This window comes from Pseudoglutamicibacter cumminsii, from assembly GCF_016907775.1.
GTDB lineage: Bacteria > Actinomycetota > Actinomycetes > Actinomycetales > Micrococcaceae > Pseudoglutamicibacter > Pseudoglutamicibacter cumminsii.
The window spans coordinates 1,233,504-1,252,724 of the sequence record NZ_JAFBCO010000001.1 but is presented as its reverse complement, the minus strand read 5'-3'; the positions used below and the strand labels follow the sequence as shown (position 1 = coordinate 1,252,724).

Annotated in this window: 18 protein-coding genes; 4 read left to right on the top strand and 14 right to left on the bottom strand. The window is 61.1% G+C overall.

The window, feature by feature from the left end; genetic code table 11:
* Positions 1–16: 16 nt before the first annotated feature.
* The 3 genes from JOD50_RS10610 to gabT form a co-directional block, all read right to left on the bottom strand.
* The gene (locus JOD50_RS10610; protein ID WP_204880765.1) at positions 17–922 is read right to left on the bottom strand and encodes a universal stress protein; all 906 of its coding nucleotides are present in this window, start codon (positions 920–922) and stop codon (positions 17–19) included.
* A 44-nt stretch (positions 923–966) separates the two neighbouring features.
* Positions 967–2,457 (bottom strand): flavin monoamine oxidase family protein, encoded by a 1,491-nt coding sequence (locus JOD50_RS05710; RefSeq protein WP_204880764.1) that lies wholly within the window; start codon positions 2,455–2,457, stop codon positions 967–969.
* 91 nt (positions 2,458–2,548) lie between these two features.
* A complete protein-coding gene (gene gabT, locus JOD50_RS05705; protein WP_204880763.1) occupies positions 2,549–3,892 on the bottom strand; it encodes a 4-aminobutyrate--2-oxoglutarate transaminase in 1,344 nt (447 codons plus the stop codon).
* A gap of 131 nt (positions 3,893–4,023) precedes the next feature.
* On the opposite strand from gabT, the gene JOD50_RS05700 reads away from it, so the two are divergent.
* A complete protein-coding gene (locus tag JOD50_RS05700; protein WP_204880762.1) occupies positions 4,024–4,896 on the top strand; it encodes a LysR family transcriptional regulator in 873 nt (290 codons plus the stop codon).
* A gap of 6 nt (positions 4,897–4,902) precedes the next feature.
* Here JOD50_RS05700 and JOD50_RS05695 read toward each other — a convergent pair whose 3' ends face one another.
* The 9 genes from JOD50_RS05695 to JOD50_RS05655 all read right to left on the bottom strand — a co-directional run bounded on the left by JOD50_RS05695 (position 4,903) and on the right by JOD50_RS05655 (position 14,100).
* On the bottom strand, positions 4,903–5,352 hold the full coding sequence (locus JOD50_RS05695; RefSeq protein ID WP_204880761.1) for a DUF202 domain-containing protein: 450 nt from the start codon (positions 5,350–5,352) through the stop codon (positions 4,903–4,905).
* Complete coding sequence (locus JOD50_RS05690) at positions 5,352–5,768, bottom strand: YidH family protein (RefSeq protein WP_101629865.1); 417 nt, start codon at positions 5,766–5,768, stop codon at positions 5,352–5,354. The genes JOD50_RS05695 and JOD50_RS05690 overlap by 1 nt, the downstream gene beginning before the upstream one ends.
* 47 nt (positions 5,769–5,815) lie before the next feature.
* On the bottom strand, positions 5,816–6,328 hold the full coding sequence (locus tag JOD50_RS05685; RefSeq protein WP_101629864.1) for a MarR family winged helix-turn-helix transcriptional regulator: 513 nt from the start codon (positions 6,326–6,328) through the stop codon (positions 5,816–5,818).
* 116 nt (positions 6,329–6,444) lie between these two features.
* Positions 6,445–7,428: a hypothetical protein gene (locus JOD50_RS05680; RefSeq protein WP_204880760.1), complete on the bottom strand. Its 984-nt coding sequence runs from the start codon at positions 7,426–7,428 to the stop codon at positions 6,445–6,447.
* Positions 7,429–7,494: 66 nt separating this feature from the next.
* Positions 7,495–8,496, bottom strand: a complete 1,002-nt coding sequence (locus tag JOD50_RS05675) for a hypothetical protein (RefSeq protein ID WP_204880759.1) — start codon at positions 8,494–8,496, stop codon at positions 7,495–7,497.
* Between the two features lie 179 nt (positions 8,497–8,675).
* The gene (locus JOD50_RS05670; RefSeq protein WP_239541536.1) at positions 8,676–9,491 is read right to left on the bottom strand and encodes an ABC transporter permease; all 816 of its coding nucleotides are present in this window, start codon (positions 9,489–9,491) and stop codon (positions 8,676–8,678) included.
* Positions 9,488–10,441 carry an ABC transporter permease gene (locus tag JOD50_RS05665; RefSeq protein WP_338052034.1) on the bottom strand — a complete coding sequence of 318 codons (954 nt, stop codon included), beginning with the start codon at positions 10,439–10,441 and terminating at the stop codon, positions 9,488–9,490. Before JOD50_RS05665 ends, JOD50_RS05670 begins: the two co-directional genes overlap by 4 nt.
* Before the next feature lie 31 nt (positions 10,442–10,472).
* Positions 10,473–11,996 (bottom strand): ABC transporter substrate-binding protein, encoded by a 1,524-nt coding sequence (locus JOD50_RS05660; RefSeq protein WP_204880758.1) that lies wholly within the window; start codon positions 11,994–11,996, stop codon positions 10,473–10,475.
* Between the two features lie 376 nt (positions 11,997–12,372).
* Positions 12,373–14,100 carry a BCCT family transporter gene (locus JOD50_RS05655; protein ID WP_204880757.1) on the bottom strand — a complete coding sequence of 576 codons (1,728 nt, stop codon included), beginning with the start codon at positions 14,098–14,100 and terminating at the stop codon, positions 12,373–12,375.
* A gap of 220 nt (positions 14,101–14,320) precedes the next feature.
* Between JOD50_RS05655 and JOD50_RS10425 the strand changes: the two genes are divergently transcribed.
* Entirely contained in the window at positions 14,321–15,154 is an 834-nt protein-coding gene (locus JOD50_RS10425; protein WP_204880756.1) for a thioredoxin domain-containing protein, read from the top strand.
* A 28-nt stretch (positions 15,155–15,182) separates the two neighbouring features.
* Positions 15,183–16,031 carry a cytochrome c biogenesis CcdA family protein gene (locus tag JOD50_RS05645; protein WP_204880755.1) on the top strand — a complete coding sequence of 283 codons (849 nt, stop codon included), beginning with the start codon at positions 15,183–15,185 and terminating at the stop codon, positions 16,029–16,031.
* A 60-nt stretch (positions 16,032–16,091) separates the two neighbouring features.
* Here JOD50_RS05645 and JOD50_RS05640 read toward each other — a convergent pair whose 3' ends face one another.
* Both JOD50_RS05640 and JOD50_RS05635 read right to left on the bottom strand, forming a co-directional pair.
* Positions 16,092–16,850, bottom strand: a complete 759-nt coding sequence (locus tag JOD50_RS05640; RefSeq protein WP_204880754.1) for an NYN domain-containing protein — start codon at positions 16,848–16,850, stop codon at positions 16,092–16,094.
* 322 nt (positions 16,851–17,172) lie between these two features.
* Positions 17,173–18,195 (bottom strand): DUF808 domain-containing protein, encoded by a 1,023-nt coding sequence (locus JOD50_RS05635; protein WP_204880753.1) that lies wholly within the window; start codon positions 18,193–18,195, stop codon positions 17,173–17,175.
* A gap of 237 nt (positions 18,196–18,432) precedes the next feature.
* Here JOD50_RS05635 and JOD50_RS05630 point away from each other — a divergent pair, with 237 nt between their 5' ends.
* Positions 18,433–19,161, top strand: coding sequence for a TetR/AcrR family transcriptional regulator (locus tag JOD50_RS05630; protein WP_204880752.1), 729 nt, complete (start codon positions 18,433–18,435; stop codon positions 19,159–19,161).
* The last annotated feature ends 60 nt before the right edge of the window (positions 19,162–19,221 follow it).

The window sequence follows — 19,221 nt, the reverse complement described above, 5'->3', positions numbered from 1 at the left end:
CGCGGCCGCTAGTAACTCAGCGCGGTGCGGGAACCACCACCATGGGAACCGAGATCGCACGCAGAACGCGTGCGGCGTGGGAGCCCATGAACGCTCGCCCAGCAGGGGCCAAGCGTGACGAGCCGACAACCACGACCTCATTCGGTTCCCAATCGAGGCGGCGCACCGACTTCTCGATCTCCTTGCCTGTAACCACTTCAGTGATCGCCTGGCCGGAGTTGATCATTGCCCGAGCACGTTCACCGTGCTCGCCACTGCCCAACCGGTCCAGCTGCTCCAACACGAACGACTTCATCGCTTCCGCGTTTGGAACACCTGTGTGAGCGGCCGAAGACTTACCGGTCTCAGAGGCCTGAGCGAACGTCACCAACCGGACCGGGGTGTCCGTCGCATCGGCGGCAGCAAGGGTTTCAGCGATCACCTGCATACCGCCAGGACGGTCGCCGAACAGGGCCGTGATGCGGCTCAGCGGGCCGCGGCCTACATAGCCGCGAGGCGCCAACACCACTGGGACCGGCGAGCTGTGCAGCAGCGCCTGGGCCACCGAACCGATCCGGTACCGGCCCAGAACACCGCCGCCGCGGGCACCGATCACAATCGCGCCCGCATCGACCTCCCGAGCCTGAGCCAGCAGTCCCTCCGCATCCGAATGTGCCGACACCACGTGGCCGAACACGCGGACGCCTTCCGGGACCGAAGCGACCGCTTCGTCGACCCATTCCTGCAGCTGGCGGCGCAAGACGCGCTCATAGCCCGCGCCCTGAGAAACTGCGGCCGCATACGGCTCCGCTTCCGGAGCAACCATGGCCACGTGGAGCTCGGCATCGCGGTCCACAGCGAGCGTGATACCCAAGTTCAGGGCGTCACGGCCCGCCGCGGTAGCGACGTAACCTACAAGGATTCGACGGGATGGAACTGGCACGGTGTCCTCCTCAACAGCACCCGGTTGCCGGGTGCGCGTGATTTTTAACGTGCTTCCAGAATCGCATGAGCCGCGGCCTCACCCATACGCACAGCGCCGTCGACGTGTTGATAACCTTCAGCGGCGATGTCGGAGCATGCGTAGAAGATCGGGCCGGTTGGCTGGTTCTGCAGGTGGCCCCAACGGCTCAGGCCGCCGAGGTCGTAGCTGGTTGCGTACGCGCCGCGGGTCCATTCCTCTGCCGCCATGTCGGAGAGGTAGAACGCGATCGGTTCCATGGTCTTCGGGCCGAGGTAGTCGGCCATAGCGGAGAGGATGCGCTGTTTGCGCTCCTCTTCTGGCAGAGCCCACATTTCTTCGGCGTAGACGTCGGAGATGAAGCCCACGAGCGTTCCGCATGGGTCCTCTTCACCGCTGGTTCCGCCGGCGAAGTTTTCGCCGTAGTTGGTGTTGTCGTAGACCTCCTGGACCAGGCGGCCGCCACCGAATCCGGTGCCGGAGAGGCCTTCTTCACGCCAGAACGGGGTTTTGTAGACCGCGTGAACCTTGATGACCAGGCCCATCGAGATGTGCTGGTGCGCAACCTGCTGTTCGCGCGGAAGTGGCGGAACGAACTGGATGCGGCTGTAGAGGTTAGGCGGCACGGCGAGCACGGCTGCTTTCGCGTTGACGGTGACCTTGTCAGATACCGCGGTGACTGGGCCGAGCACACCGTTTTCCACGCCGTTGCGCACATCGGCGGCGATGTTGTTGAGTTCGTCAGCAGTCGATGGGTCGGGGGTGGCCCATTCGAGTTCGCGGACCGGGCTGCCGAGGAATACGTCGTCACCGAGGTGCTTGGCGAGCGTCAGCGATACCGACTGCATGCCGCCCTCAACGCGCTTATCCAGGATGAAGTCTTCGTCCACGAGGTTGGAGAAGGAACCCGCCGATGCGGCCATGAGTGCCGCTTGGAGCGCGGAGAACGTGTGCGCTGGCTTGGTGAGCATGCCGGATGCGACGTAGATCGAGACGTTGTCGATCGCTTCCTGGTCGTCGGTGTGCTGTGCGAGGAAGTCCTTGAAGGAGATCGAGTCGAGCTCCGCGGCGCGCTCAGCGGCCCACGGTTCGGATGCGCCGACCTCTTCTGCGACGGAGTTCATGAGGTCGATGAGCTTATCCATCTCTTTGTTCGTCGCGTCATTTACTGGGAGGCGGTCGCCGGTGTACTTGTGGCGGTTGCCTTCCGGGTCAACGTAGATCGAGGTACCTTCGCGATAGCGCGAGAAGGTGTTGAGACCGAGCTCCTCGACGAGGTCGGAGAGGCGGGTCTGGTCTGGGGAAATCCACTGGCCACCGATCTCGATGAAGTGTTCCTTGCCGTCAGTTCCTGCGACCTTACCGTTCCAGGTGCGGCCGCCTACGCGTTCGCGTGCTTCCAAGACGGCGACCGATTTGCCGGCCTTCTTGAGGGTGTATGCGGCCATGAGTCCAGCTGGACCTGCACCGATGACCACCACATCGCGGTCGATGGTTGGGTTCTGAGCGTTCGTCATTGTTATCGCTTCCTGTTGGTGTGGATTGTCAGTTGAGTCTGTAATGCTGGCTACGCTGCTTGGTTGCGTGCCGCTTAGTTTTGTGCGAGGACTAGTTCTGTGCGAGGCCTTCGAGGATGATGTCGATGCCTTCGGTGAGCAGTTCGTCGCTGATGGTCAGCGGCGGTAGCAGGCGGATGATGTTGCCGTAGGTTCCGCAGGTCAGGGTTACGACGCCCTGTGCGCGGGCTGCGTTGGCGACGGCGCCTGCAAGCGCCGCATCTGGTTCGCCTGTGGTTGGGTCAACGAATTCGATGGCCTTCATCGCGCCGCGGCCGCGGACTTCCGCGATGCGGTTGTCCTTTTCCTGCGCGGCGGTGAACTTTTCGGTGATGATGCGGTCGATTTCTTGCGCGCGGTCGGCGAGTTTTTCTTCTTCCATCACGCTGATCGAGGCGAGCGCTGCGGCGCATGCGACGGGGTTACCGCCGTACGTTCCGCCGAGTCCGCCGGTGTGGACGGCGTCCTTGATCTCGGCACGACCGGTTACTGCGGAGAGCGGCATGCCGCCGGCGATGCCTTTCGCGGTGGTGATGAGGTCTGGCTCGATGCCTTCGTATTCGCATGCGAACATCGAGCCGGTGCGGGCAAAGCCGGTCTGGACTTCGTCCGCGATGAACAGGACGTCGTTGGCTTTGCACCATTCGACGATCGCCGGGAGGAAGCCTGGCGCTGGGGCGATGAATCCGCCTTCACCCTGGATCGGCTCCATGATGATCGCGGCGAGGTCATCCGCACCCACCTGGACTTCGATCTGTTTGATGGCTCGAGCGGCGGCTTCTTCGCCGGTCAGGCCGTCGCGCAGCGGGTAGGAGCCTGCGACGCGGTAGATCTCCGGCGCGAATGGACCGAAGGCCTTCTTGTACGGGTTGGCTTTCGCGGTCAACGCCATCGTGAGCGTGGTGCGGCCGTGGTAGGCGTGATCGAATGCGACGACGGCGGACTTGCCGGTTGCGGAGCGTGCGATCTTCACGGCGTTTTCTACGGCTTCAGCGCCCGAATTGAGCAGCACAGTGCGGGTTTCGCCGGAGATCGGGGCAAGCTTGTTGAGCTTTTCAGCGACCTCAACGTAGGACTCATATGGGGTCACCATGAAGCAAGTGTGGGTGAAGTTCGCGACGGCTTCCTGGACCGCGGCGACGACCTTCGGGTGGGATGCACCCACGGAGGTCACGGCGATGCCGGAGCCGAGGTCGATGAGGCGGTTGCCGTCGACGTCTTCGATGATGCCGCGGTCGGCGCGGACAGCGTAGGTCGCCATGGTCCCGCCGACGCCGGCAGATACCGATGCGCGCTGTCGTTCGGCCAGTGCCTGGGCCTTGGGGCCCGGGAGGTCAGTTGCGAGGTGGCGGCTCTGTTCGAGCGGGGTGCTGACGTTGGTGTTGTCCGCGTGCATTGTGGTGTGAACCTCCCGGTGAAAACGGATCGCAGAAAGTTGCGTACATCACATTCTGTTCCGAAATCATTATGACTGTCTAATCAGTTCTTGGCATATCCCCCATAACAAATTCGCATAGACTGGGAATCATGGACATCGAGCACCTGAAAGCCTTCGTAGCCGTCTCCGAAGCCGGCTCCGTATCCTCCGCGGCTCGAGACCTCGGCATCACACAGCCGGCAGTCACGCGACAGCTTCAGAAGCTCAGCCGCGACGTCGGGCTTGTGCTGTTTGATCGCGTTCCGTCCGGACTCACTCCCACCAAAGCTGGCCGCGATTTTCTCCCCGCCGCCAAGAAGCTACTGACCGAGTTCCAGCACACTCTCGACTTCGCGGATCTACTCGCCCACGGCGGCATGCGTGAAGTGACGTTCGCCGCGCCAGGCACCACGCTCATCGACGTTGTGATTCCGTTCGTGGCGACACTGGAGCAGTCCGAGTGGCAACCAAACATTGTTGAGGCGTCCTTGGATGCGAGCTTGCAGGACACGATCGCTACGTCCGATCTAGCAGTGATGCCCTCCGCTCCGGCAGCCGACATCCCCCACGTTCAGCTTCAAAAGATGCCGGTGTGGGCATATGTTTCCGCGCAGCATCCATGGGCTCAGCGCCGCAGCGTTCCTCTTGAGGAACTCGCTCAGCACACCATCCACATTCCATCGCGGGCATTCAAAGCACGCCGCGTATTCGATGGCGCATGCGAAACCGCGGGCCTCTCGCAGCCGGACATCATCGAAACCAACTCAGGCCGCGTCGCCCAAGCGCTCGTCGCAACGGAGGGGGTCGCTGTGGTGACCGAGGACCCGAGCTTCGACCTCGTCCCGCTACGCATCACCAACGGGGGCCATGAGCTCACCGTGACCCTGCACGCCGCGTGGCGCGCCGACCACTACGCGCATCAAGAGCTCGCCGCACTCGCGGAGCAGCTGAGGGTCTTCGTGATCAAGCGGTACACAAACTAAGGCAGGCTATACGCGGAGCACCACGATGATCGCGATCACTGCCATACCCACCACCATGAGCGTCATCGTGATGACCGGCACCACGGGTGGCGGTTGCCGCTCTTCGAATGACTCAGCCATGCGACGCAGACGGCCCCGCTGGGTCGTCGAAACCCACACCGCACCCACGAACGTCAGCGCGGTCGCCACGAGCAACAGCGACCCCATCTGCCCATACCAGCGGACACCCATGAACCCAGCGACGAGCGCGGCAAAGCCCGTGCGGGACCACGCCAACGATGTGCGCTCCGGTTGCAGGCCGACGTCGACGGGTTCCGGAAGGGGTTGCGGCGGCTTGATCGGGATACGACGACGCACGGCGCGGCTGATCGTGACACCCGTTTCTTTGACGGTGTGCCACCCAGTGCTGAGACGGACTCGGGTCTCCCGCCTCTCGCCGCTACCGTGTTCCGACATCAGTTCGTTAGCACCAAACCGACAGCAGCACCTGAGCCTGCGGCAGCGATCAACGCAAGCACAGGGATGATCAGCGGGACAGGCAGCGGATGGTCGTGGCGCATCGCTCGCTCAACACGCAACCAACGGAACGCGGCACCCAAACCGATGAGCAAGCCCATCGCGATCACCGCGATAGCCACCGACTTGCGGAGCACGGGATCCCAGTTGCCGACCTCGAACGCCTCGAGTGCGACACCGCCGGCGACGAACGCGAGCGAGGTGCGGATCCACGCGAGGAACGTGCGTTCGTTCGCGAGGGTGAAACGTGGGTCTGGCTCTTTACCCGTGGGGAAAACACGGCGAGCGATCGCGCTCTGGTGTGCTGGCGGCGCTACAGGTTCGCTTGCGGATGCTTTCCGGCGGGTACTCGACATGACACCAATCTAACGCACGCGCATGTGTGTTCCCGCGGATTGTGACGTTATCCGAGGGGTTCGGCGAAGTCCCCGTTTTTCTGGCGGAATTTGCGCAGGATGCGGTTGAGTGTGGTGATCTCGCGTTGCGTGAAACCGGTTTGGGCGAAGAGTTCCCGGTTAAGGATCTGTGTGGTTTCTTCGCTGAGTTCGCGGCCGGCTTCGGTGATGGCGAGCAGTACGGTGCGGGCGTCATCGGGGCTTGGGGTTTTGGTGATGAGGCCGTCACGTTCGAGCCGCTCTGCCGCCGCGGTGACCGATGTGGGGTGCACTTGCAGCACGCGTGAGGCCTTGGACATCGCCATGGGGCGGCGTGCGAAGCGCAGGACCATGAGCATTTCGTACCGCGCGAAGGTGAGGTCGAACGGGCGCAGCAGGGCTTCGGCGCGGCCGGTGAGGATTTGGTTGGCGCGGACGATGCTGGTGACGGTCGCCATGGGTTCGGAGACCTCGCCCCATCCGGATTTCTCCCAGTTGGCTTGGGCGGATGCGATGGGGTCTTTAGGGAGTGCGGCTGACATAAGGGTGAGTCTAACTGTATGGACCTCGTTGCAGGGATCTGATGTAACGGAGGCCGCGGATCGATGCGATGCCGCGGCCTCCGTTGGGTGTGAGCGAGGTGAGCTGTGGTGGCGGGTTATCGCGCCGATACCTCGATCTTGATGTTGTCTTGGGTGATCTCGTAGTCAATACGCAACGGCTTGTTGTTTGGCAAGAAGTTGCCAAGCTCGTTGTCTTTGACGGTGCCCTTCTCCTGCTTTCCATAGATCATGGCGTCCATGAGCTTGTCAACGCCTGGCGCCTGGACGCCTGGTTCCAGCTTGCTGCTGTTCAGGGTGACCAGCGATAGGCCACAGGTGACGTCAGTGAAGCCCTCGCCGCTGTTCGCCCCTTGGTAGGTCATGCTGTCGTCGGTTGCTCGCCATGAGGATTTTCCGAACTGCCACTCGCAGAATTGCGGAACGTCCTTGAAGGATTCGAGGGTCGCTCCGGTGTTTGGATCTACAGAGCCAAAGTTAGATGGTGGAGCGCTGTTCCACGGGTTGTGGCTAGGGTTGGAGGAAGGCAGGTTGATATCGCCTGGGGACGTTGGGTTGGGCCCGAACGGTTCATCGGTTGAACCAGGCGTACTTGGTCCGAAGGGATCGTCGCTTGAGTTAGGGCCGGTAGATCCACCTGGCACGGATGGCGGTGAAGGTATGGTTGGCATCGCCTCAGTTGGTGCGGTTGGTCGGTCAACGTCGAGAGTGTTGCTTTCGCGCTTGCTCCATGGCCCCCACACGAACATGTAAACGAGGCCGGCGATGATCGCGACCACGATGACGCCGATGAGCCACCACAGCCATGCTCGGCTCTTCTTGTTGCCGCCGCCGTTCTCGTCGCCCGGCTGGCCGTAATAGCCCGGGCCACCTTGACCTGGATACTGCTGGCCCCCTTGCTGAGGTCCACCCTGGTATCCACCATTCGGAGGTGGCGCGCCATAGTAGCCCTGCTGGCCTTGTTGTTCCGATGGCGGCTGCTGGCCATACTGCGGCTGCCCGCCCTGCGGGCCGGGGTTCTGGCCCGACTGAGGACCCGGCTGCGAGTTCGGCCCTGGGGGCATCGAGTTTCCTGAAGTCATGGCATTACCTTCCGGGTGTGAGCCTTGCTACGGGGTGAGGTTGAGAAACCGGGAGTCACTCCCAGGTCATCGACTGACGCCCAGGTCTTCAATTGAGGGTTCCGTTATTTCTGGCAGGTTTTCGAGTTCACGGAGTATGTCACTCGCCGAAGCAAACGGATCTTCTGATGGACCGCCGGAGTTGCCGCCGAATGGATCGGTGTCTCCGCCACCCGAGTTGCCGCCGAACGGATCGGTTTCCCCACCGCCCGAGTTGTTTCCGGAGTTACCGAATGGGTCGGTCGAGAAGAAATCGTCCCCACCTGGGTTGTCCCCACCTGGATTGTCGCCGCCTGGGTTATCTCCACCTGGGTTTTCGCTGTTCCAGCCCGGGGTACCACTGTTCTCACCGGGTTGAGTCACGCTCGGCGATGGGTCATTGTTGCCGCCATTTTCTTGGTTGCTCCACGGCCCCCACACGAACATGTAAACCAAGCCTGCAGCGACAAGCACAACCAGAACGCCGATGAGCCACCAAACCCACGCTAGGCCGCCGCCCTTTTTCTTTTTGCCGCCGCCTTGCTCGTCGCCCGGCTGACCGTAGTAGCCAGGGCCACCTTGGCCAGGGCCACCATAACCGGGTCCGCCATACCCTGGCCCGCCCTGACCTGGGCCGCCATAGCCGCCCTGCTGGTTGTAACCCTGCTGACCGTAGCCTTGCTGGTACTGACCCTGCTGGCCGTACCCCTGCTGGCCGTACCCCTGTTGGTACTGCCCTTGCTGCCCGTAATCCTGCTGGCCGTAGCCCTGGTTCTGTTGCGCTGCTGGCGTGACCGGCCGGGAAACTGCGGAGTATTCGCGGGTCTGGTCGTCGTTGGCTCCGTATGGGGTCGACGGGAACACGGCGGTCGCGTCGTCTTGCGGCGGCACGCCCTGAGTGTGGCTACCCTGGCCGTCCTGCGTTGGTGGCGGCGGGGTGTAGCCAGACGGCGGCTGAATCCCGGCGTTCTCTGGATTGCCGGCGCTCTCCGGGTTGCCGGTGCCTTGGGGGTTGTTTCCTTCAGGTGTGGTGTTCTCGCGTGACGACACGTCGCTTGTCCTTCGCTGTGGCTCGGGTCTCAGGCTGTCGATAGTCGCAGTTTAGACTACTGAGTTTTCTATGCATAGGCACAAAGAACGGCAAACATCAGGCCACCAACAGGTGAACATTCAGGGCGCACCCGCACAGCTCAAGGGATTTTCAAGCCTTGTAACCGCGAAAACCGCGCCTAAGAGCGGCGCTCTTGCAGCACGTCGCGCAGGCCTTCGGAGAACAGGTTGAGGCCTAGAACGCTGATCGCGATCGCAAGCCCTGGCCACACCAGCGTCATGGGTGCTACTTCGATGAACACTTGATGCTCGTAGAGCATGCGACCCCACGATGGTTCAGGGGCGGGAGTCCCGAGGCCGAGGTAGCTCAGCGCAGATTCGGCGAGGATCGCGATGGAGAAGGTCACCGCGATCTCGACGAGCAAAAGCCCCACGAGGTTCGGAAGCACGTGCCGCCACGCGATGCTGAACCAGTTACGGCCAGCTGCCCGCGCCGCAGTAATATATTCCTCCCGCAGAATACGTGCAGTCACGGCTCTCACCATCCGCACGAATCCAGGGATCGCACCAATGCCAATCGCAACCGCAGCAACCATGGGCGACGCCCCGAAAACAGCTGCGAATACGATCGCCAAAAGTAGCGAAGGGAACGCCTGAATCACATCGGATGAGCGAGTCACTGCCCCTTGAACCCAGCCGCGGCGGATCGCTGCCCACATGCCCAGCGGGGTCCCCACTAGCAACGCGATGAGCGCCGCAACCACGCCCACGGACAGCGCGACTTGCGCACCTCCGAGGATGATCGAAAATACGTCGCGGCCAAAACGGTCGGTGCCCATGATGTGTTCGGCACTCGCGCCCTGCAAACGAGCGGTCGCGTCGGCTGCCACCGGATCGTATGGGGCACCGATAACCCACGACCACAGCGCAAGCAGCACGACCATCGCAATCAGGACACTGCCAGCCCACAGAGTTACGGGGAGTCTGCGCATCATGCCACCGCCTTGACGCGAAGCCGCGGGTCAACCGCCACGAGCAGGGCGTCGACGATCGCGTTGATCACCACGGTCACGGTCACCAAGAGCATCACGATGGCTTGGATCGTGACCATGTCCCGGTGATCGACGCTGGTGAGGAGTTGGTCGCCGAGACCCGGGATGTCGAAGACCCGCTCAATCACGACGGCGCCGATGACTGCCGCCGCCAGTTGCAGTCCCGCAACCGTCAGCACAGGGATGGCCGCGTTGCGGAGGCCGTGGCGGCGGATTGCCGCGGATTTGCTGAGGCCGCGGGCGCGAGCGGAGCGGATGTAGTCTTTGCGCAGCACGGTGGCCATTGAGGTGCGGACATAGCGGGTCAGTACCGCGGTTTGCACGAGTGAGAGCGCGATGACAGGAAGGACGAGGTGCTTAAGGAACGTACCGAAGCCTTCGTTGGGGGCGACCCAGCCGGAGGCCGGTAGCCAGCCGAGCTTCACGGAGAAGAGCAGCACGAGCAGTAGGCCCGCGAGGAACGCCGGCACGGCCATGAAGCCTTGGGTCATGAGTGAGATGAGGACCGCATCGGGCTTTCCGGCGCGGCGCGCCGACCACGCACCGAGCACTACGGCCACCAGCAGGCTGAGCGCTACCGAGGGGATCACGAGCCACATCGTGACGGCGAAGCGGTCGGCGACGATGGGGGTCATGTCTTGGCCGGTGACCAAGGATTCGCCTGCGTTCCCGGTCAGGAACGAGCCAATCCATTCGAGGTATTGGACCACCAGAGGCTTGTCCAGGCCGTATTCTGCGCGCAGTGCCGCGACCGCTTCAGGGGATGCCTGCAGGCCGAGCGCGACTTGTGCGGGGTCGCCCGGCATGATCCTCAACAGAACGAAGAGGATCATGGAGGCGACGATCAGCGTTGTCAGCATCCGCAACGCGAGCAGGGTCAGGCTGCGGATCACCGCTTACCCCCGCGCATGAGTGACGCGCGCATCAGTTGTGGTGGACCTTGGTGAGGTCGAGCGCGGTGGTTGGGGTGTTTTCCGGCATGCCTTCGATGTCTGCAGCCATGACGGTGATGCCTGCCATGAGGAACAGGGTGTTCGCCGCGGCGTCTTCGATGAACACTTTGCGCACGAGTTCCTTGGTGAGCTTGACCCATTCCTCGTCGCCTGCGGTGTCTGCGGATTCGCGGAGCTCGGCAATGCGGGAGTCGTCATAGCCGAAGTAGTAGTCGCCGCGGACCAAGTTGAGGAGGTCCTTAGGTTCTACGTGGGCGATCACGGAGAGCGTGTAGTTGCCTTTGGTATAGGTTTTGTCGAGCCATACTGCCGGGAACTCTTGTTGCTCGATTTTGGCGTTGAGGCCGATCTTTTTGAGGTCGGAGACGATGACCTGCGCTGCCGCGGTCGCGTATGGGCGTGATGGCGTCGCGATGGTCACGGTTTCGCCCTTGAGGCCGGCCTCTTCGACGAGTTTCGCGGCTTTCTCAGGGTCGTATGGGTATTCGCCGCTGAGGTCTTCGTAGTACGGGTCTGTTGGTGGCACTGGCGCGCCGAGGAGGTCGCCGTAGCCGCCCCATGCGGAGTCGAGGACAGCTTGGCGGTTGACGCCGTACATGATCGCTTTGCGTGCCTTGAGGTTGTTGAATGGCGGTTTCTTGTTGTTCATCGCGAGCATAACTTTGCTGGTCGTGGTGCCGCGTTGAACCTTGAACTTCGGGTTCTTTTCGTAGCTTGGGATGAGGTCCGGGGCTTGGAACTCTGGGATGGCGTCTACGGAGCCGGTCTTGAGCGCGTTAGCGGCCGTGGTGGCGTCTGCGAAGTAGCGCAGCGTGACTTTCTTGGAGGCTGGTTTTTCGCCCCAGTAGTCGTCGCGCGCTTCGAGGGTCAGGCTGCGGCCGTTGTCCCATTTGGTCACGGTGAACGGGCCGGTGCCTATTGGCTTGGTTGCGAGTTTGTCTACGCCGTCGGGTGCGAACTGCGCGCCAACGAGCGTTGCCATGTCCCACAGCCATGCCTTGGATGGGTGTTTGAGCGTTACTTTGAGCGTGGTGTCGTCGATGGCTTCGACTTTTTTGACGACGTCCATGCCGGTTTTGAGGCCGTTCTTCCAGGCGTCGGTCTTGACTCGTTCGATCGAGAACTTAGCGGTTTCCGCGTTGAACTTGGTGCCGTTGGAAAAGGTCACGCCCTCGCGCAACGTGAAGGTGTATTCGGTGCGGTCCTTCGAGACGTCCCAGGATTCTGCGAGCATCGGCTTAAGGTCGCCGTTTTGGTCGACCGTCACGAGCCCTTCATACACGTTGGTCATGAGCGCTTGCGGGATGGCGGCGCCCGATGTGGTGGTGAAGTCAAGGTTGGCTGGTGCGGCGGTCAGCCCGACGGTGACCGCGGTTTTGTTGGAGCCGTTGCCCTTGCCGTTGGATCCTTCGTTGTGCTTGCTGGAGCCGCCAGCGCCGCATGCTGTGAGCGCGAGCGTTGCGGCGGCGAGCACGGCGGTGACTCGTGCGAGCATGCCGATGCGTCGCGTGCCGCGGTTCGCGCGGGTTTCGCTGGTGCGTGCGTGAGTTCGCTTGAACAGTGCGGGGCGTCTGATGGCTACGGCCTTTCAGTGTGATGCGTGAGATGCGGTGGCGCGTAAGCGCTCCGCGTGTTCACGGTTGCTTGCGCTCGCGAGCGAGCGGGGCATTCAAGTGCACAATAGCCTACCGGTTTTTGCGTATCTTTACGCGGTCCGTTGCATGGGGGGCTCCATCTACTAAGAGGTGGGCCGGCCTGGGGTCAGTTACCGCTCTAAACACAGCGTGGGCGCAACGTTAAACACGGCGTGGGGAAGGCCGCTGAACGACCTTCCCCACGCTGTGTTTTATAGCCGGAGCATTACGGCTGGATTAGTTCCGTAGGCCGCGCCACCACGAGTCTGATTTCTTGGTGGTGGATTCGGTTGCTTCGGTTTCGAGCCCGTATGCCTCACCGATTTCTTCGATGAACGCTTCACGCCGGAGCTTGTCGTTGCGCCGGACGTTGGCGCCAAGGTACTTCCATGTGGCGATTGCCAGGAGCACCATGACGAACGAGAACGGTAGCGCCACGGAGATCGATGCGGCCTGGAGCGCTTCGAGACCACCGGCCATCAGCAGGGCTGCTGCGAGCACGGAGGTTGCGACCGCGAAGAACGCACGGATCCACGAGCGTGGTTCGCTGTCGCCGCCGGTTGCGAGCATCGCCATCACGAGGGAACCGGAGTCCGAAGAGGTGATGAAGAAGATCGCGGAGAGCAACATGGCACCGACGATGAGCACAGCGGAGCCCGGGATTTGCGCGAGCATCTGGAACAGTGCCGCGTTCGAATCGACTCCCCCATCGGAACCGATGATCGATTCGTAGCCCGGGGTCTTGTGGATTTCGCGGTAGATCGCGTTGCCGCCGAGGACCGCGAACCACAGGAACGTGATGGTCGCTGGAACGCCCATCACACCGAGGATGAACTCGCGGACGGTACGGCCACGGGAAATGCGGGCGATGAAGACGCCCACGAATGGGGACCATGCAATCCACCAGCCCCAGTAGAACGTGGACCAGCCGGCCTGCCAGGCTTCACCGGCTTCACCCTGGAAGGCGGAGGTGTTCATGGAGAGGCCGAGGTAGTTCTGCAGGTAGTAGCCGATGGACTGCACGAATTCTTTGAGCAGGAACTGGGTTGGCCCAACGATGAGCAGGAACAGCACCAGACCGCCTGCGAGCACGAGGTTGGTGTTGGACAGCCACTTCATGCCTTTAGATACGCCGGTCAGAACGGACCAGAGAACGCACGCGGTGACCACGGCGATGAGGACGTATTTGATCCATGGATTGGATTCGTCGACCCACCCCATGTGTGCCATACCTGCGGTGATCTGGTTGACGCCCAGGCCGAGGGAGGTGGAGACACCAAAGACGGTACCGACGAGCGCGATGACGTCGATGACGTTACCGAACGTACCCTTGACGCGCTTTTCGCCGAAGAGCGGTTCGAGTCCCCAACGCACCGAGAGCGGACGGCCGCGACGGTGGATGGCAAGAGCGAGCGAGAGGCCCACGATGACGTAGATGGCCCATGGCTGGAAGCCCCAGTGGAGGAACGTGGTTGCCATGGCTGATTGTGCACGCTTTGCGGTGGTGGTGGCGACTTCCCCGCCGTGTTCAGTTGAGTCGCTGATGACGCCGGAGACGTCTTCACCCGGGCGAGGCTCCACGAAGTGGGACATCGGTTCGGTCACGCCGAAAAAGACGAGACCGATACCCATACCTGCCGCGAAGAGGAGGGCGAACCAGGACATGAGCGAGAACTCGGGTTCGTCGTCGGGGCGGCCGAGTTTGATGTCGCCCTTCTTCGATAGTCCGAGCGCTACGCAGAACACCACGAAAGCAAAGGCAAGGAACACGTACCACCAACCGAAGTTGGAGGTAATCCACGATGTGATGGATTCGAACGCGGCTCGCATGAGCGTTGGCCAAATGATGGTGACGGCTGACAAACCGACCACAATCACAGCCGTGGGCCAGAAGACCCACTTGACGAGTGATGCCTGACCTGTCTGCACTTGCGCTTCAGTATCAGTTGTTGCTGTTTTTGCCATAGGAGAATTATTGCGGCTTCTACCTGCTCATTCCACTATTTGGAAGCCTTCACTTCAATATGCGTAAATTGGCATACGTTTCCAGTGCTTGGAATAGCGGATAGTGCAATGGTTGTGTTATTGGCGTTCCGTGCGAAAATAGGGGCGCCTATACCTTGTTTATTAGAGCCCTGTTGTTTATTAGGGCCCTGTTAATGGAGACCTCGGCTAAGGAGCCTTCGTGCCTAATCAGTCCCCTACCCCATCGGAAGCCGCTGCATCGGAAACCGCTGAGAGCACGGCGCCGGCATGGCGTAAGTATCTGTTCCCCGCCATCGTGATTGTGGCGGCGGTGGTTGCGATTGTGTTGGTGCTGGTTTTGCGTGGTGGCGACGGCGGCAACGGCAACAAGGGCAACGTCCCGGATTATGCGGCGGAGGATGCCGCAGTCGACGAGCAGCGGAAGAACCAGGGTGAGCAGAACAGCGAAGAGCAGGCTCGGCTTGAGCTGATTAGGTCGCTGCCGGAGCGGAACCCGGATGACACGCTGGCGGTCGGTGAGCCGAATGCGCCGGTTCAGATGATTATGTATTCGGATTTCCAGTGCGGTTTCTGTGCTTTGTGGACCACGAATACGTTGCCGGTTCTGATGGAGAAGTATGTTGAGCCGGGCGACTTGCGGATTGAGTTCCGTGAGGCGAATGTGTTCGGCGAGGAGTCGGTTAAGGCGGCGCAGGCCGCAGCGGCGGCCGGTGAGCAGGGTAAGTTCCTCGAGTTCCAGAAGGCGTTGTATCCGGGCGGGAAGCCGATGAAGAGCTTCCCTGAGGACAAGATGGTTGAGATCGCCGAGGAGCTTGGCTTGGATGCGGAGAAGTTCAAGGCGGACATGGGTTCGCAGAAGATCGCGGATCTTGTGGCGCAGCATCAGCATAAGGCGGCGGAGCTGGGTGTGACCTCGACTCCGATGTTCATTGTGGGCACGCAGCCGGTGAGCGGCGCGCAGCCGACCGAGCAGTTTGAGCTGATTGTTGAGCAGCAGCTGGACCAGGAGCGTTCCCAGCAGGATTCCGAGTAAGCGGCGCCTGCTTTAGGAGGCATACGTCATGGATATCGGGGTTGTTGCGGCGTTCATCGGCGGGACTCTTGCGTTGTTGAGCCCGTGTTCGGCGTTGTTGTTGCCGGCGTATTTCGGGACTGTCGTGGGTTCGGGTGCGCGGCTTGTGGTGCATTCGCTCGTATTCTTTGTGGGCATGGTCGCGGTGCTGGTCCCGCTGGGCTTGGGTGTGGGGGCGCTGGCTCAGTTGTTCAACGAGTACCGCACGCCGATGATCATTGTTGCGGCCATTGTGCTGATTGTTTTGGGTGTGCTGCAGATTTTTGGGCTGGGGTTCGATGTTGCGCGTTGGGTCCCGGGGTCCGATGCGGTGCATGAGCGGACGTCGATGGCCACGGGGCTGGTCAAGAGCCTGTTGTTGGGGTTGACGTCGGGGCTTGCTGGCGCGTGTGCGGGCCCTATTTTGGGTTCGGTGCTCACACTTGCGGCGACGTCGGGTAGCGCGTGGATGTCTGGGCTCATGATGGCGGTGTACGGCGCGGGCATGGTGGTTCCGCTGTTCGTGATCGCGATGTTGTGGCAGCGGTTGGGAACGCGGGGCCGTGGCGTTTTGCGGGGCCGCACCTTCAGTGTTGCGGGGCGTGAGTTCCACGTGGTTTCGGTGGTCACGGGTGTTTTGATGATCGCCGTGGGTGTTCTTTTCTGGACCACGAATGGTTTGGTGACCGCGCCCCAGCTGGTTCCATTGGAGACGCAGATGTGGCTCCAGACTCAGGCGGCTGCACTGTCCGATGTGTGGATTGACATCATCATGATCGTTGCGGTTGCGCTGTTGTTGCTGTGGTGGTGGTTCGCGCGCGAGAAGGCGCGGGAGCAGACACGACAAGGGGCGGATTAGCCCTTCCCACCTCTGTCTGGGCTTCCCAATGAACGAGTGGAGACAGTCCACTCCGACGAATCATAATTCGTCTGCATCGCTACCGTCGTCAGTGTCTTTAGCTTTATAGTCAACGTGCAACGGGTCATCGAGGTTGCCCGGTTTGTTGTTGACGCATTGGCGAACACCATCAATATGCTCGTTGAGGCTGTCTGCGACGTGCGCCCACATCGGATCGAGAATGAAGTCGATTCCCGAGCGCCTAGCTAGCTTTGCAGCTGGCACAAAGTCACTGTCACTAGCGATCATGACTATCTGATTGACCAGCCTCTGCTCCGCGAGGGAAGCAATATCGAGGCCGATGCGCATGTCTACGCCTTTTTGCGTTATCTCAAGCTCAAAATCCCGTTCGCTTAGGTCTCCCACCTGAAGTGTCCCAGCGCATAGTTGTTTGAGCGGCCGATCTTTCAAGACATAACTACCCTGGGTTGCCAGTGTTTCACCGCGGCGGACGGCCACTTTCCTCTTTCTTGTGAGAGCTTTGAGGAAGGTAGTCATCCACTTAAACTGTTCACTCTTGCCCAGGTTGACATGTGCTTTCGTTAACGGGTGATAGACGACTTTGTCTGACGGAGGGCAGTCATAGTAATAGATGCGATACAGTCCGGCACGGGATTGCCGAATATGGCGCTTGCAGTATTTAAGAAGTTCTTCTGCCCGCTCCTCAGGGTCTTTCTTACCGAGCAAGGCGGCCGCTCTCTTGCGGTAGAAACCTCCATCAACCAGGACAGCCGTGACAATTTCACGGGGCGGCACCTTTTCTCCAGTTGCTTTCCGCACTTATTTCCCTCGTTTGATATGAGAAAACCCCAGTCGTCGGCACTCTCCTTATCGGTGGAGGGTCAACGGCTGAGGTAGATATGACAACGGTACCCTCGGGCGCTTGAACGCGTCAACCGTCGATTTAAATGCGAAACAGCCCCGGTGCGGCGAGGCATTCGCCGCTTCGGGGCTGTTTTCCCAGGGCGCATCCGCCGAGGTCATCGGTAGCTTCACAGCCGAACTTCTGTGAGCCACCTGTGTATAAATCTATGTGACGCTTAAACCTTTATCCACTGCTTGAAGCAAAAGTTATTGCTTTGTTATACGAGGGGTGGATTCGTCACCCCTTCCCCTCGCCTGCAACGCTAGTTTGGTCGCCATCTTTGCCATCGGTGGCCTCGCCAGCGCCTTCAGCGGTCTCCCCTTCCCGACCCTTCCCACGCATCGCGATGTGAACGCCGGCAACCACAGCGACCACAATCGAGCCGACAACGAAACCGAGCACGGCGGAGAAGAACGTGTTGGTGAGCCAGCCGAGCGCGGCACCCGCTCCGCCGGTCGCACCAGCGACCGCAACCTCGAGGTGATGCACCCATTCATAGATCGGGTGGAAGCCGAGGTCGTGCATGCCGACCAGCAGGATGTGCCCGCCGACCCACAGCATCGCGACCACGCCGACGATCGAGAGGGTCTTCATGACCACCGGCATCGCCTTGACGATGCCAACACCAAGCTTCTCAGTGGACGGCTTCTTGGCCAGGGCGAGGCCGACGTCGTCCATTTTGACGATCAACGCAACCACGCCATACACCGCCACCGTGATGACCAGCGCCACCACGATCAGCGAGATGAGGCGCATCCAGAAACCCATGCCGTCCACAGCAGAGAGCGAAATGACCATGATCTCGGCAGACAGGATCAAGTCAGTCCGCACCGCACCGCGGACAATCTGCTTCTCTTCAGTGGCACCTTGGAATGAGGCCGGCGGCTTCTCATCGTCCGAATGCCCCGTGAGGACTTCCCATATTTTCTCCGCGCCTTCGAAGCACAAGAAAAGGCCACCCACCATCAGCAGTGGAGTGAGTAGCCAAGGAGTGAACTCGCTCATCAACATGATGAGCGGCAAGATGATCACCAGTTTGTTAATGATGGAGCCGCGGGCAATCTTCCACACCACCGGCAGTTCCCGCTGCGGCGTGATGCCCTGAACATAGCGGGGTGTTACAGCCGCATCGTCCACGACCACACCGGCGGCTTTCGCGGTCGCTTTGCCAGTTGCGGCGGCGACGTCATCCAACGATGCGGCGGCGGCACGGGCGATAGCCACGACGTCATCAAACAAGGCGGCAAGTCCACCGGCCATAAGGTTCTCCTCTGGGAAGATTACGGGGCGCGCTAGCTCTTCGAGTGCGAGCTGGCGGTTAGCTCAAGAATATGGCACCCGGGCCGGCGCGGACACACGTTCGGTTCGGACTCGTACCCGGAGCGATGCGGCTCACACCCATTGCATAGCCCCACTCGCCCCCTGTACAGTTTATTTACACATGTAAGTTATATGTGGTAAATTCAAGGATTCGGGCAGACGCGAACGGAGGGGCTCATGACTATTAACACTGACTCAACCGAACAGACCGCAGCGGCCGCACCACACACGCCGGCTGAGGTCGATCCGCGCGTGGCGCGTTCACGCGAGACCCTCATCGCCGCCATGACCGAACTATTGAGGGAACAGCCGATCGACAAAATCACGGCATCCATGGTTGCGCGGGAGGCCAACACTTCCCGTCCCACCTTGTACCAACACTTCGGCGACCTCACGGGACTCGCGGTTGCGGTGGCTGTTCACAACCTTGAACAGTTGCTCTTCACCGCATGGGACGAGGACGGCATGGCTGTGGCTCGCGAGACCAGCGACAGCCACACGAACAATGCTGCCGCGATCCGCAACCTGCTAACCCATCTGAGGGAAGATCAGGAGTTCTTCCTCAACGTCACCCAAGGCCCCAGCAGCTACCGGGTTATCCAGGCAATCACCTACGCACTAGCCCGCCAGCTATGGAATGGGCTCGCGCTCGAAAAAGGGCTGGACCGCAGCAAGAACCCGTTCACGAGCCTCACCCATTTTGAGGAAGACCCCCTCGACTCAGAACACCTCGACTCAGAAGATCTAGTAGATTCAAACGAACCAACGCTGGTTCAGCAGTTGCAGTTCGTGTCCGACGGCGTGGTTGGCAACGCTATCGGCTGGCTTGCAGGGACACGCGATGAAACCGTGGAACAGCTAGCCGCCACCCTGCAGAACCTTACCCAGCGCGTACTGCTCCACTAGCTTCACTCCCCGCTCACGTTCAACTTCTCCCGTTGAAGAGACCCGTTTCCTTAAGCGTTT

Excerpts from the sequence above, each read along its gene's own strand:
- JOD50_RS05710 (WP_204880764.1), bottom strand. The coding sequence starts at position 2,457 with ATGACGAACGCTCAGAACCCAACCATCGACCGCGATGTGGTGGTCATC.
- gabT (WP_204880763.1), bottom strand. The coding sequence starts at position 3,892 with ATGCACGCGGACAACACCAACGTCAGCACCCCGCTCGAACAGAGCCGC.
- JOD50_RS05700 (WP_204880762.1), top strand. The coding sequence starts at position 4,024 with ATGGACATCGAGCACCTGAAAGCCTTCGTAGCCGTCTCCGAAGCCGGC.
- JOD50_RS05695 (WP_204880761.1), bottom strand. The coding sequence starts at position 5,352 with ATGTCGGAACACGGTAGCGGCGAGAGGCGGGAGACCCGAGTCCGTCTC.
- JOD50_RS05690 (WP_101629865.1), bottom strand. The coding sequence starts at position 5,768 with ATGTCGAGTACCCGCCGGAAAGCATCCGCAAGCGAACCTGTAGCGCCG.
- JOD50_RS05685 (WP_101629864.1), bottom strand. The coding sequence starts at position 6,328 with ATGTCAGCCGCACTCCCTAAAGACCCCATCGCATCCGCCCAAGCCAAC.
- JOD50_RS05680 (WP_204880760.1), bottom strand. The coding sequence starts at position 7,428 with ATGACTTCAGGAAACTCGATGCCCCCAGGGCCGAACTCGCAGCCGGGT.
- JOD50_RS05670 (WP_239541536.1), bottom strand. The coding sequence starts at position 9,491 with ATGATGCGCAGACTCCCCGTAACTCTGTGGGCTGGCAGTGTCCTGATT.
- JOD50_RS05660 (WP_204880758.1), bottom strand. The coding sequence starts at position 11,996 with ATGCTCGCACGAGTCACCGCCGTGCTCGCCGCCGCAACGCTCGCGCTC.
- JOD50_RS05655 (WP_204880757.1), bottom strand. The coding sequence starts at position 14,100 with ATGGCAAAAACAGCAACAACTGATACTGAAGCGCAAGTGCAGACAGGT.
- JOD50_RS05645 (WP_204880755.1), top strand. The coding sequence starts at position 15,183 with ATGGATATCGGGGTTGTTGCGGCGTTCATCGGCGGGACTCTTGCGTTG.
- JOD50_RS05635 (WP_204880753.1), bottom strand. The coding sequence starts at position 18,195 with ATGGCCGGTGGACTTGCCGCCTTGTTTGATGACGTCGTGGCTATCGCC.
- JOD50_RS05630 (WP_204880752.1), top strand. The coding sequence starts at position 18,433 with ATGACTATTAACACTGACTCAACCGAACAGACCGCAGCGGCCGCACCA.